Below are 13323 nucleotides of genomic sequence, written 5' to 3'. Positions count from 1 at the left end.
AGAGTATTTCAGCGCAAAATCTGCCCGAGAAACAGCTTCGTCCGCTCGTGCTGCGGATGGGCGAAAAACTCGTTCGGGGTGTTCGCCTCGAGAATTTGCCCGTCATCCATGAACACCACGCGATCGGCGACCTGCTTGGCAAAGCCCATCTCGTGAGTCACCACCAGCATGGTCATGCCCTCCTCCGCGAGATCGACCATGGTGTCGAGGACTTCCTTGACCATCTCGGGGTCGAGCGAGGAAGTAGGCTCGTCGAACAGCATAACTTTTGGGTTCATGGTCAGTGCCCGCGCGATGGCGACGCGCTGCTGCTGGCCGCCGGACAACTGACCGGGAAACTTGTGAGCCTGCTGCGGAATGCGTACCCGCTCAAGGTATTTCATCGCCGCTTCTTCGGCCTCCTTCTTCGGCATGTTGCGTACCCAGATCGGCGCCAGGGTGCAGTTTTCCAGCACGGTGAGATGGGGAAACAGATTGAAGCTCTGGAACACCATGCCGACCTCGCGGCGGATGTCATCGACGTGGCGCAGGTTGGGGCCGAGTTCGATGCCATCGACCTGGATGCGGCCCTCCTGAAACTCCTCCAGCGCGTTGATGCAGCGGATCAGCGTCGATTTGCCGGAGCCGGAGGGGCCGCAGATCACGATCCGCTCACCGCGGCCGACATCGAGTCCGACGTCCCGCAGCACATGGAAGTCGCCGAACCATTTGTTGAGGCCGGCGATGGTGACGATCGGGTGGGCATTCATCATCATGAAACCTCAGTTGCGCCGGTGAGCATTGAGCCGGTGCTCGACGAACAGTGAATAGCGCGACATGCCGAAGCACATCACGAAGTAGAGCATGCCGGTGAAGGCAAACCCGGTGAACAAGGTGGTCGGCGTCGACCAGACCGGATCTGCGAACGACGCGCGCAACTGGCCGAGCAGATCGAACAGCGCCACGATCGATACCAGCGAGGTGTCTTTCAGGAGCGCGATGAAACTGTTGACGAGGCCGGGGATGACGTGACGCAACGCCTGCGGCATCACCACCAGGCCGGTGGTCTTCCAGGACGACAGGCCAAGCGCGCTGGCGGCTTCCGCCTGACCGCGCGGGATCGCCTGCAGCCCGCCGCGAATGACCTCGGCGTTGTAGGCGCCGGCGAACAGCGCGATGCCGATCAGCACGCGCATCAGACCGTCGATGGTGAAGTTGCCGGGTAGAAACAGCGGCAGCATATAAGTGGCGAAGAACAGCACCGTGATCAGCGGCACTCCGCGCCAGAATTCGATGAAGGCGACCGAGAACACCCGGATCAACGGGATCGTCGAACGCCTGCCCAGCGCCAGGGCGATGCCGACCGGCATCGAGGTGACGATTCCGGTGACCGATACCACCAGCGTCACCAGCAAGCCGCCCCACAGGCGGGTATCGACGATCGGCAGGCCGCCGCGGTCGAGCCGCAGGATCGCGATGACAACGGCAATCCCCGCAAAGGTGGTCAGGCTGAGGATCAGCGCGCGCCAGCCGTTGCGTAAACCGCCACCGACCAGGAACAGCACCGCCGAAACGATCAGGGCAGTTGCGGCCAGGTCCACCCATACAGGCTTGCCCGAGGCCTGAATGATATTGCGCAGGAAGGTCAGCGGCCACAGCACGATGGCGAGGGCATAGCCGATCAGCGCGATCAGTGTACCCAGTCCGGTGAGGGTCTGCGACAGCAGCGGCAACGCGGTTGCCTCGGCCAGCCGGCGGCCGCCATCGACGAACCCGTTGGCAAGGCCGGACAGCGCGGCTTCGGTCCAGACGATGCCGAAGCCGCGGATGCCGCCGCCATACAGCAGGAAGAACGCCACGATGGGGAAGCCGACGAAAAACAATCCCGCATTGAGGCTCTTGGCAGGCAGTCGGGGGATCAGCAGTGGCAGCAGCAGAAGGACCGCGAGCCCGAACGTCAGATTGACGCGCCAGCGCTCCGGCTGCGGGTAAAAGCCGTAGATGAACTGGGTGAACTTGGCCTGCACGAACGGCCAGCAGGCGCCGACGGGATGGCCGACGTTTTCGGCCAGGCACGCCGTGCGATCTTGGCCCTGCCATACCGCATCGACCAGCAGGAAGCGTATCGCGGGAATCACAGTGAACCAGAGCAGCAGGACGCAGGCGATGGTGAGCAGAATGTTGGTCGGCGAGTTCAGCAGCCGCGTGCGCACCAAGCCGACGAGACCCGTGGTCTTCACCGGTGCGGCGCGTTCCGGGATCAGTTGTTTCGAGATGAAGGCGGCATCGTTCATGCGCGCAGGCTCCGGCCGAGCCGCCAGCCGTAGAAGCTCATGATCGCCGATGTGATCAGCGAGATCGCCAGATAGACGCCCATGGTGATGGCGATGATCTCGATCGCCTGCCCGGTCTGGCTCAGCGCCGTCCCGGCGAACACCGAGAACAGGTCGGGATAGCCGATGGCCACCGCTAGCGACGAATTCTTGGTGAGGTTGAGATACTGGTTGGTGAGCGGCGGCAGGATCACGCGCAGCGCCTGCGGCACCACGATCAGCCGCAAGCTATCGCCGCGGGTCAGGCCCAGCGAGGCGCCCGCCTCCATCTGTCCCTTGTGCACCGATTGCACGCCGGCGCGGACGATCTCGGCGATAAAGGCCGCGGTGTAGATCGACAGCGCCAGCGTCAGGGCGACGAATTCCGGAATGATGCGGGAGCCGCCGGAGAAGTTGAAACCTCTGAGTTCCGGATATTCAAAGGTGACGGGCTTGCGGAAGATCAGCACGGCGAGGAGCGGCAGCCCGACCAGGAGGGCGAGCACGTAAGGCCAGATCCGGATCAGCCGGCCGTTCTGGAAGAGTTGCCGCCGAGCAAAGCCGCGCAGCAGCAGCGCGCCGACGATGGCGACGATGATGGCGATGGCGAATGGCTCGAAGCCAGCGGCACCGATCGGCTTTGGAACCCCGAAGCCGCGATTGCTGAGAAAGAAACTGTCCCGCAGCGAAATGCTCTGCCGTGGATTCGGCAGCGCGGCGAGTACCGCGAGATACCAGAACAAAATCTGAAACAGCAGCGGCAGGTTGCGGATCAGTTCGACATAGCCGCCGGCGATCCGCGCCAGCAGCCAGTTCGGCGACATCCGGCCGAGACCCACCACGAATCCGATGATGGTGGCAAAGAAAATGCCGATGACCGACACCATCAGCGTGTTGGCGAGGCCGACGAAGAACACCCGGGTGTAGGTATCGGATTCCGAATACGGGATCAGCGCCTGGCTGACACCGAAGCCCGCGGTGTTGGTGAGAAAGCCGAAACCCGACGCGATCCGTTGTGCCGCCAGGTTGGCGCGGGCGTTGGCGACGACCTCATAGGCGATCCACGCCAGAGCCGCCACGAACACGATCTGCAGCGCCAGTCCGCGCCAGCCCGCTTGCCCGCCCAGTCCGCGTCGCAACTTGGCGACGAACTGAGAAGGAGGCGCTCTTGCTTCGATGGCCATCGCCGCTGGTGATTGGACCTCGATCAGCGGATCGGCGGCGCGTACTGGATGCCGCCCTTGTTCCAGAGCTGGTTGAGGCCGCGGGCGATGCCGAGCTTGGAGCCAGCGCCGATATTGCGATCGAATACCTCGCCGTAATTGCCGGTCGCCTTGATGATGCGCGACACCCAGTCCTTGGTGAGGCCGAGGGTTTCGCCGAGATTGCCGTCGGTGCCGAATACCCGCTTCAGTTCCGGCTTGTCGGACTTCGCCAAGTCATCGACGTTCTTCTGGGTGATGCCGAGTTCTTCGGCATTGACCATCGCGAACAGCGTCCATTTCACCACGTCCAGCCACTGGTCGTCAGCATGGCGCACCAGTGGGCCGAGCGGTTCCTTGGAGATTACTTCGGGCAGCACGCCATGGTCGGCGGGAACGGCGAGTTTGAGGCGCTCGGCGTAGAGCCCGGAGATATCGGAGGTAAACACGTCGCAGCGCCCTGCTTCATAGGCCTTAACGGTCTCGTCGGCAGTGCCGAATGCAATCACTTCGTACTTCATATTGTTGCCCTTGAAGTAGTCGGCGACATTCTGTTCGGTGGTGGTGCCGGTCTGTACGCATACGGAAGCGCTGTTCAGCTCCAGCGCGGAATTGACCTTGAGCGACTTGCGCACTAGGAAACCTTGCCCGTCATAATAAGAGATGCCGGCGAAATTGATGCCCAGCGAGGTATCGCGCGACAGCGTCCAGGTGGTGTTGCGCGACAGCACGTCGATCTCGCCCGACTGCAAGGCGGTGAACCGGTCCTTGGCCGACAGCGGCACAAACTTGATCTTGGTCGGATCGTTGAAAATGGCGGCGGCGAGGGCGCGGCAGAGATCGACGTCAAAGCCGGCCCAGTTGCCCTTGTCGTCGGGAGCCGAGAACCCCGGCAGGCCCTGGCTGACGCCGCAGGAGAGCATGCCGCGGTCCTTGACGGTCTTCAGGGTTTGCGCCGATGCGGCCTGCGCGGAAAGCCCGGCGGCCAGAGCCAGGGTGAAAACCAGGGTTGCGCGTTTCATGGCAAAGCCTTTCGAGGACGTCCGGGGCGCTTGGATCAACGCAATCAGTGGGACGACACCCTACCAACCCGTCAGGCCATGGCAAAGCCCGGCTCGCCCTCAAGACGACCAAACCCCGCCTTACCTGTGGGCATCGGTTCGAAATTCGCGGCAGACGCTCACCATGCCGCGACCATAATGTGACGCGGGTCACCGTACGATCAGCCAGCACGGTCAAGGGGTTGACGCCGATCTTCCCAGTCCTGTTAGTAAGAGTCCCTACTTCATCCGCATCCTGCGGACCGCAGCGGCACGCGTCGATGGCGGCGATACGGTTCAACCCACGGCGGATCCATGACGGCTTCAAACGATAATCACGGCACGACACCGCTCGACATCGAGACCATGCTCGTTACCGCCGGGCGTGACACCGAGTCGCAAAAGGGCTTCGTCAATCCGCCGGTGGTGCGCGGTTCCACGGTTCTGTATCCGAGCGCCGAAGCGCTGCACGCCCATCGCGGCGAGTTCCAGTACGGCCGCCATGGCACCCCCACCACCAAGGCGTTGCAGGAAGCGCTGATGGCGCTGGAAGGCCCGAGCTGCGCCGGTGTCGGCCTGGTGCCGTCCGGGCTGTCGGCGATCTCCACCGCGCTACTCGCGGTGCTGAAGGCCGGCGATCACCTGCTGGTCTGCGACAATGCCTACCGACCAACACGAAATTTCTGCAACGGCCTGCTGGCGCGTTACGGTGTCGAGACCACCTATTTCGATCCGATGATCGGCGCCGGCATCGAAGCGCTGTTCAAGCCGAACACCCGTGCGGTGATGGTCGAAGCGCCGGGCTCGCAGTCCTTCGAGATGCCCGACATTCCAGCGATCGCCGGTGTGGCGCACGCCCATGGCGCGCTGGTGATCGACGACAACACCTGGGCGACGCCGCTCTATCACCGTTCCCTTGAGCAAGGCGTCGACATCAGCCTGCAGGCGGCGACCAAATATATCGGCGGCCATTCCGACATCATGTTCGGCACCATCTCCGGCAATGCGCGCGCGTGGCCGTTGCTCAGCGAAGGCATCAAGCTGCTCGGCGTCTGCGCCGGACCGGATGACGTCTTTCTGGCGCTGCGCGGCCTGCGCACGCTGGCGGTGCGGCTGGCGCATCACCAGAACTCGGGCCTTGAGATGGCGCGCTGGCTGGAGGCGCGGCCGGAAGTGCTGAAGGTGCTGCATCCCGGCCTGCCGAGCCATCCCGGCCACGCGATCTGGAAGCGCGATTTCACCGGCGCGTCCGGGCTGTTCAGCATCGTGCTGAAGCCGGTGTCGGAAAAAGCGGTCGATGCTTTCCTCGATACGGTCAAGCTGTTCGGGATGGGCTACTCCTGGGGCGGCTTCGAAAGCCTGGTGATCCCGTTCGACTGCAGCACCTATCGCAGCGCCACGCCCTGGACGCCGGGCGGTCCTGCGCTGCGTCTGCATATCGGACTGGAAAGCGTGGAGGATCTCCAGGCGGATCTGGCGCGCGGTTTTGCGGCACTTAGCGCGGCGTAGCTTGAGTCTCTTGTCCCGGACGCGATGCAGCGCTCTTGCGCTGCTTCGCAGAGCCGGGACCGTTACGGGCACCGTCGATTGGTACGGCCCCCGCTCTGCGGCGCGCTACGCCGCTGCGCGGCGCATTGCACCGCGTCCGAGGTACGAGAGCCTCCTGACGTGCACCTCAGCCCCGCATCTGCGATGCAACAAAACAATTGATCCCCGTGCGGATCGGCATAGCTTTGTCCCTTCGAGTCAGTTTCTGAATGGACAAGCATGGGAAGCATCGTACTGCTCGATTTGATGGGTGGCGTCGCGCTGCTGCTGTGGGGCCTGCATATGGTCCAGAGCGGCATTTTGCGCGCGTTTGGCGCCGACTTGCGCCTGACGCTAGCGCGCGCGCTGAAGAATCGGGTGGCGGCGTTCGGCGCCGGCATCGGCCTGACCGCGCTTCTTCAGAGCAGTACCGCGACCGCGCTGATCACCAGTTCCTTCACGGCAGAGGGAATCGTCAGCCTTGTCCCTGCACTGGCAATCATGCTCGGCGCCAATGTCGGCACCACGCTGATCGTACAATTGCTATCGTTCAACATGTCGGCGGTCGCGCCGATCCTCTTCATTATCGGGCTGCTGGCGTTCCGCACCGGTGCGCGGTCGCGGATCAAGGATCTTGGCCGCGTCGCCATCGGCCTCGGTTTGATGCTGCTGGCGCTGCATATCCTGCTCGACACACTGGCGCCGGCCGAAAACGCGCCGGGCATGCGCATCTTTATGAGCGCCATCACCGGCGACCCTATTCTGTGCATCCTGCTTGGTGCCATCGTTACCTGGGCGGTGCATTCCAGCGTCGCCACGGTGCTGCTGATCATGTCGCTGGCCTTCGCGCATTTCATCTCGCCATTCGCCGCGTTGGCGCTGGTGCTCGGTGCCAATCTCGGCAGCGCCATTAATCCAGTGTTCGAGGGCGCGCGGCGCGATAATCCGGCGAGCTATCGCCTGCCTTACGGCAACCTGGTCAACCGCGTGGTCGGCGTGCTGCTGGTGGCGCCGTTCCTGCATCCGATCGCGGATGCGCTTCAGGATTGGCAGCCCGATGCCGCGAAGATGACGGCGGCATTCCACATCGCCTTCAATGTCGGTACCGCACTGCTGTTCATCGGCCTGCTCGACGGCCAGGCCAGACTGCTGAAGCGGTTGCTGCCCAACCGCGTGCTGGACGTCGATCCGTCACGACCGCGCTATCTCGACGAAAGCGCGCTGGAGACGCCATCACTGGCGCTGGCCGATGCGGCGCGTGAGACATTGCACATGGGCGATCTGGTCGAGGTGATGCTGCGCAAGGTGATGGCGGCGCTGATGACCAACGACCGCGCGCTGGTCGATCAGGTCTCGCGCATGGACAATAACGTCGACAACCTCGACGAGGCAATCAAGCTCTACGTCACCAAGCTGACCCGCGGCAGTCTCGACGAGCGTGAAGGCCACCGCGCCATGGAGATCATCTCCTTTGCGATCAATCTCGAGCACATCGGCGATATCATCGACAAGAACCTCAGCGAACTCGCCACCAAGAAAATCAAGCGCCGTTTCCAATTCTCGCCGGAAGGCGCTGAGGAACTCTCCGCATTCCACAAGCGCACGATGGAATCGCTGCGGATCGCGTTCGGCGTGTTCATGTCAGGCGATGTCAACGAAGCCCGGAAGTTGCTCGCGGAGAAGGCCGCCTTGCGCAACGCCGAGCTCGCCGCCACCGAACGTCATCTCGACCGGCTACGCGAAGGTCGCCCGGAAACCATCGAGACCACCTCGCTGCACCTCGACGTGCTGCGCGATCTCAGGCGAATCCACTCGCACGTCTGCTCGGTGGCTTATCCGGTGCTGGACGCGGCGGGGGAGCTGCCGGTGACGAAAACCGCAGCTCCCGAACCGCTCGCGCTGCCAGGGTCGGCCGCCCTTCCCTTGCCGAGATAGGCGTCAACGATCCAGCGTCTTCGAAGCCTTGTCGCGGTTCTTGACGATCAGCATGATGTTGCGGATGTAGACGAAAGTGGCCATCGCCTGGCCGATGATGATGACCGGCTCGCGCTTCACCACGCCATAGACCAGCGTCATCAAGCCGCCACCCATCGAGAAGAACCAGAATGACATCGGCACCACGCTGGTGCCGGCACGCTCGCTGGAAATCCACTGCACCAGGAAGCGCGCGGTGAACAACAGCTGCGCCACCAGGCCGAAAGCCAGCCAGAAATCGAATTTGGCGACGAACACGTCGTACAGGTAGTCGCCGAGCGCCTGGCCATACTGAATGAGCATTATTTGAACTCGGTTGCGACCGGTGTCGTGCGCTTGCGGCGGATCAGCCACCACACGCCGGCGAGATCCATGATGCCGATCCACAGCCGGTCGAAGAAGCCGTAGTTGGAAACGCCGGAATGGCGCGGCCGGTCGATGACATCGACATAGGCGATGTCGAAGCCCTCACGGCGCATCAGCGCCGGCAGGAAACGATGCAGGCCGTCGAAATACGGCATCGACAGGAAGACGTCGCGGCGGAACGCCTTGAGGCCGCAGCCGGTGTCTCGGGTACCGTCGCTGAGGATCGCCTTGCGCACGCCATTGGCGATCTTCGACTGCATCTTCTTGAAGCCGGTGTCCTTGCGGCCGACGCGCTGTCCGGCGGCCAGCCCGACGCGCCCGTTGCCGGCCTGGATCGCCGCAATCAGGTCGGGCAGGAACGCCGGATTGTTCTGGCCGTCGCCATCCAGCGTGGCGACGATGGCGCCGCGCGCGGCGCGAACGCCGGTCCGCACCGCGGCCGACTGGCCGGACGACTGGGCGTGGTCGATACGGCGCAAGTTGCCGCGGTGCTGCATCTGTTCTGAGAGGCGCTGCGGCGTGGCGTCGGTGGAACCGTCGTTGACGTAGATGATCTCGTACGCGCAGCGGCCGTCGAGCGCTGCCGTGATCTCGGCGATCAGGGGGGCGACATTGTCCTGCTCGTTACGCACGGGCACAACGATGGAAACTTCGACCGCGGTTTCGTCAGGTGCTGGCAAATCAACGCTCTTGGCTGGAGGCAGCGCGACGGGAACCCGGCCGCCGGCTGGTCTCGCGGAGCCCCGCTTCTATGGGGCGAAGGCCTCGCGGGCAACCCTTTTGAGGTGCCGCGGGCTGGGTCCGGCGAGCGGATCGATGGTGCCGTCGCTGCGGATCGTGAAGGCCAGATGGCGGGCCGCAAACCAGTACCGCACCGCCATGGCGCCGATCACGCCGGTCAGCGCGCCGGCCACCACGTCGCTCGGATGATGCGCCAGCAGGACAAGACGGCTGGCGATGATGATGATCGCATAGGCAAACATCACGGAACGCAGCCGCGGCCACACCGCCGACACCGCGAAAGCCAGCGCAAAACTGGTGGTGGCGTGGCCGGACGGAAAGCTGGCATACGCCTCGCTCCAGGCGAAATGCGAAAAATTGAACGGATTGGCGACGCCGCCAACGAACGGGCGACCGCGGCCGACGATGCCCTTGATGAGTTCGCCGACCAGCACCGAGAAGGCGACCGACAGGAAGATGTACTGGATGCGGGTGCCCAGACTGATCATCACCGCGCCCGACAGGCCGCGCAGCCGCGGCGCCAGCAGCGCAACGACCACCAGAATGCCGAACAGCGCCCATAACACGTAGCTCGATTTGCCGAAGTCGGTGACGATCCGGACCGGCCACAGCCACGCGGTGCCGCGCGCGGGCATCAGGCCGATCTCGAAGGCGTCCAGCACATACATTAATGCGACGATGACGAGCGCGGTGATCCCCGCGAGCGCCAGCGAGCGCCGCGCCCAGTGCCGCGCGGCTTCGGCGCGGCGCGAATGTGAGGGCGTGCGAACCAGTTGCGCCAGCGACTGCCAGACGATCGCGCTCAGGCGCGGCAAATAGCCGGACGCCGGCCCAGTCGTGGGGAGCGCCGACATTACTCGGTGCCTTCGGAGCGATAGATCGCCACCGAGATCGCCCGACCCTGCGAGAAGTTATAACCTTCGATGCGGGTCGCTACGTTGTAGCGCAGGCCGATCGCTTCCGCGCGTTGCGCAAAGCCGCGTTCGGAGCGCGCTTCCACCAGCGCGAAGCGGCAACTGCCCTGCCCGAGGAAATCCGCGGCGCCGGAGCCGTCGGTCAACAGTGTCGAGGTGCCGGTCATGAACACCAGGCTGGGCTCGTGATAGCCGGCTGCGGCGGCCTTCGGGCCGACGCAAACCACATTGCGCAGCGCGCGGGCGATTTCCTGACTGGGAAACAGAGGCTTCAGCGCCGGCATGACGATGCCGTAGAACGCCCCGCTCATGAACAGCGCCGACAGCATCGCATTGAGCAAGGAGCGTTCGGCATGGTTGTCGTCGTACATCCACCAGGCGAACAGGCCGAAGATCAGCGCCGCTGCGGCCACCGGCCACGCCATAAACACCGGGTGACGCACCAGGATGACGGCGCCGATGACGGTGATTACGGCGGTGAGCATCGGAATGGCAAACCACCACGCCGCGCCGCGCTTCAGCCACGAACGCGACAGCACGCGGCGCTCCAGCGCGCCGACGATCAAGATCGCGATCGCGGGATACAGCGGCAGCACGTAATGCGGCAGCTTGGTGAGTACCAGCTCGAACACGATCCAGGACGGCACCAACCACGCCAGCAGATACTGGGCACCAGGCTCGCGCCGCGCCCGCCAGATCGCCGGCGCCGCCATGCCGGCCAGCGGCGCGCCGGGCCAGAACGTCACCCAGAACAGCAGGAAATAAACGCCGGGCGGTGCACCGTGGGATTCCTGCGCCGCCAGCTTGCTCAGCATGTCGCCGCCGAGCGAGTTCTGGAAGAATGCCTCGCCGGACTTCAGGAAGATTGCGATGAACCACGGCAGCACCAGCAGCAGCATCCACAGCACACCGGGCAGCGGCCGCAACCGCCACAGCCATGCCGAGGAGCGGTCCATGATCGCCAGCGCGATCACGGTCAGCGCCACAAACATCAGGATCAGCGGCCCCTTGACCAGGATGCTGGCCGCCATGGCAGTCCAGAAGATCGCCGGCTCGGCCCATGCCGATTTGTCGTTGTCTTCGCCGCGTTGCCAGGCGAGATAGACCCGCGCCATCGCTCCCATCACGGCGACCACGGTCAGCAGCAGCATGGCGTCGGTCTTGGCCAGCCGGGCTTCGACGCCGAGCAGCACCGAACTGCACATGATCAACCCGGCCAGCACCGCCCCGCGCCGTGTCACGAAGGCCAGAGCGGTCCAGTAGGTCAGCAGCACCGCACCGATGGCGCCGATCAGCGACGGCACCCGGTACAGCCAGATCCGGACCTGTGCCCGCTGCAGGCCAAGACCTGTCGCCGTTTCCACGACTGCGGCCTGCACCCAATAGATACCGACCGGCTTCTTATAACGAACCTCGTCCTGGAACCGGATATCGACGAAATCGCCGGTCTCGACCATCTGCTTGGTGGCCTGGGCGAAGCGCGGCTCGTCGCGGTCGATCGGCGGGATGTTGAAAAATCCCGGCAGGAAGAACAGCAACCCGCAGATGGTCAGGAAGGCGACCGAGCGGGCATGGCTGGCCGTGACGAAATCCAGCACGCGCACCAGGCCACGGCCCGGATTGACTCGGGGTTTCGGCTCGCGCGGCGCGCCAAAGCGGGGTCTTGCATAGGTCTCGGCCATGATTGTCGCTTACGCTGAAACCGCCACGCGGACAACCGGTTAGCCCCCAACTATTGAATTCTAACCACAACTGTGTCCGCGGCGCCCATGGCGTCCATCACGGTGAGCCGGACGAAGCCTGGACCAGGCGGATCTACCAGCCGCTGCCGGCGGCCATCGATCTCGCCAACCGCCACCCCGTTGACCAGCATGGTCATCGGCAGCACGCCGCCGGCGACTTTCACGGGCAAAGCCGACAGCTGGCTTTCTCCCGAACTGGCATCGATCCGGGATCCGTCGAGTGGGAACTGGATGTGCAGCGCCTGTTCGCTGCCGGTGCGGATCAACTCGCCGGAAGGCCGGAACCGGCGCAGTGGCAGCGGCAGCTTGGCATTGCCGGCGATCAGGGTGCCTTTTGGTGCCTTCGGCAGCGCCACGGGCAGCTTGCCAGTGCGGGCAAACGCATCGAACAGGATCGGCGCCGCGGCGGTGCGTCCGACCAATCCTGGCACCGGCGCACCATCGGGACGGCCGACCCAGACGCCGATGGTCATGCGGCCATCGAAGCCGACCGACCAAGCATCGCGGTAGCCGTAGCTGGTGCCGGTCTTGAACGCGATGCGGTTATGCGCGGCGTTCTCCGGCGGCGGCGTGCCCATCAGCACGTTGCCGACCTGCCAGGCGGCGACCGGGTCCATCAGCCGCATCGCTTCGCGGTCGTCGCCGCCATTGGCCTGCATGATCTCGCGCAATGGCTTGCCGCTGCCGCCGCGCGCGAGCGACGCATAGAGCTGCACCAGATCGCGCAGCGTGATGCCGACGCCACCGAGGCCCATCGCGAGGCCCGGCGCCTCGTCCTTCGGCAACACCAGGTTGCCGCCGGCCTGCTTCAGCCGCGACGACAGCCGCGACGCGCCGACGCGGTCGAGCAGCGCGATTGCCGGCACATTCAATGACAGTTGCAGCGCCTTGCGCACCGGCACCGTGCCCTGAAACGTCATGTCGAAATTTTCCGGCGCGTACGTGCCGAACCGGATCGGCCGATCCTCGATCAGGCTGTCCGGATGCACAAAACCGTCCTCGAAGGCGAGGCCGTAAATAAAGGGCTTCAGCGTCGATCCGGGCGAACGCACCGCGCGGGTCATATCGACCTGGCCGGCGCGGCGATCGTCGAAATAATCGGGCGAGCCGACATGGGCGAGCACGTCGCCGCTCTCATTATCGACGGCGATCAGGCCGATTGAGATGTTCGATCCCATCGCCGCCGCGCGGTCGCGCGCGAGGCCCTCCAGTGCGCGCTGGATGCCGGCATCGAGCGACAGCTTGACGATCGGCGTGTCCTTCATGATCGCGATGGCCTGGTCGGCCGAATGCGGCGCCAGCACCGGCATCGGTTTGCGCAGCTTCGGCACAGTGACGGCTCTCGCCTGCATCGCATCGGCGGCGGATACCCGGCCGTCATGCACCATGCGTTCGAGCACGCGGTCGCGCGCGACGCGGGCGTTGCCGGGGTGGCGGTCGAGCCGTCGCGTCTCCGGCGATTGCGGCAGCGCCACCAGCAGCGCGCTCTCGGCGAGTGACAATCGCTTCGGCTCCTTGCCGAAATA

The 13323-nt window shown here is 64.5% G+C and carries 11 protein-coding genes; 2 read left to right on the top strand and 9 right to left on the bottom strand.

What is annotated here, in order from left to right; translation table 11 throughout:
• Positions 1-8 precede the first annotated feature (8 nt).
• Genes JWR89_RS15455 through JWR89_RS15440 form a run of 4 tightly spaced genes read right to left on the bottom strand, consistent with a single transcriptional unit; the run spans position 9 to position 4515 of the window.
• Positions 9-749, bottom strand: a complete 741-nt coding sequence (locus JWR89_RS15455; protein WP_299717668.1) for an amino acid ABC transporter ATP-binding protein — start codon at positions 747-749, stop codon at positions 9-11.
• Between the two features lie 12 nt (positions 750-761).
• The gene (locus tag JWR89_RS15450; RefSeq protein WP_299717641.1) at positions 762-2273 is read right to left on the bottom strand and encodes an amino acid ABC transporter permease; all 1512 of its coding nucleotides are present in this window, start codon (positions 2271-2273) and stop codon (positions 762-764) included.
• A complete protein-coding gene (locus JWR89_RS15445; protein ID WP_299717639.1) occupies positions 2270-3475 on the bottom strand; it encodes an ABC transporter permease subunit in 1206 nt (401 codons plus the stop codon). The genes JWR89_RS15450 and JWR89_RS15445 overlap by 4 nt, the downstream gene beginning before the upstream one ends.
• A 23-nt stretch (positions 3476-3498) precedes the next feature.
• Positions 3499-4515, bottom strand: a complete 1017-nt coding sequence (locus JWR89_RS15440; protein ID WP_299717637.1) for an amino acid ABC transporter substrate-binding protein — start codon at positions 4513-4515, stop codon at positions 3499-3501.
• A 333-nt stretch (positions 4516-4848) separates the two neighbouring features.
• Between JWR89_RS15440 and metC the strand changes: the two genes are divergently transcribed.
• The gene (gene metC, locus JWR89_RS15435) at positions 4849-6042 is read left to right on the top strand and encodes a cystathionine beta-lyase (RefSeq protein WP_299717635.1); all 1194 of its coding nucleotides are present in this window, start codon (positions 4849-4851) and stop codon (positions 6040-6042) included.
• A 258-nt stretch (positions 6043-6300) separates the two neighbouring features.
• On the top strand, positions 6301-7995 hold the full coding sequence (locus JWR89_RS15430; RefSeq protein WP_299717633.1) for a Na/Pi cotransporter family protein: 1695 nt from the start codon (positions 6301-6303) through the stop codon (positions 7993-7995).
• Positions 7996-7998: 3 nt separating this feature from the next.
• Here the strand turns inward: JWR89_RS15430 and JWR89_RS15425 are convergent, their stop codons facing one another.
• The 5 genes from JWR89_RS15425 to pbpC all read right to left on the bottom strand — a co-directional run.
• The gene (locus JWR89_RS15425; protein ID WP_299717631.1) at positions 7999-8337 is read right to left on the bottom strand and encodes a lipid-A-disaccharide synthase N-terminal domain-containing protein; all 339 of its coding nucleotides are present in this window, start codon (positions 8335-8337) and stop codon (positions 7999-8001) included.
• Positions 8337-9080, bottom strand: coding sequence for a glycosyltransferase family 2 protein (locus JWR89_RS15420; protein ID WP_299717629.1), 744 nt, complete (start codon positions 9078-9080; stop codon positions 8337-8339). Before JWR89_RS15420 ends, JWR89_RS15425 begins: the two co-directional genes overlap by 1 nt.
• A 69-nt stretch (positions 9081-9149) precedes the next feature.
• Complete coding sequence (locus JWR89_RS15415; protein ID WP_299717627.1) at positions 9150-9995, bottom strand: phosphatase PAP2 family protein; 846 nt, start codon at positions 9993-9995, stop codon at positions 9150-9152.
• Positions 9995-11737 carry a glycosyltransferase family 39 protein gene (locus JWR89_RS15410; RefSeq protein WP_299717625.1) on the bottom strand — a complete coding sequence of 581 codons (1743 nt, stop codon included), beginning with the start codon at positions 11735-11737 and terminating at the stop codon, positions 9995-9997. The genes JWR89_RS15415 and JWR89_RS15410 overlap by 1 nt, the downstream gene beginning before the upstream one ends.
• Positions 11738-11787: 50 nt before the next feature.
• Positions 11788-13323, bottom strand: a 1536-nt coding sequence (gene pbpC, locus JWR89_RS15405; RefSeq protein ID WP_299717623.1) for a penicillin-binding protein 1C, incomplete at its 5' end; no start/stop codon positions are given.

The sequence above is a fragment of the Tardiphaga sp. genome, assembly GCF_028290785.1.
GTDB lineage: Bacteria > Pseudomonadota > Alphaproteobacteria > Rhizobiales > Xanthobacteraceae > Tardiphaga.
The sequence above is the reverse complement of the archived record's forward strand: the minus strand, read 5'-3'. Positions and strand labels throughout refer to the sequence as shown.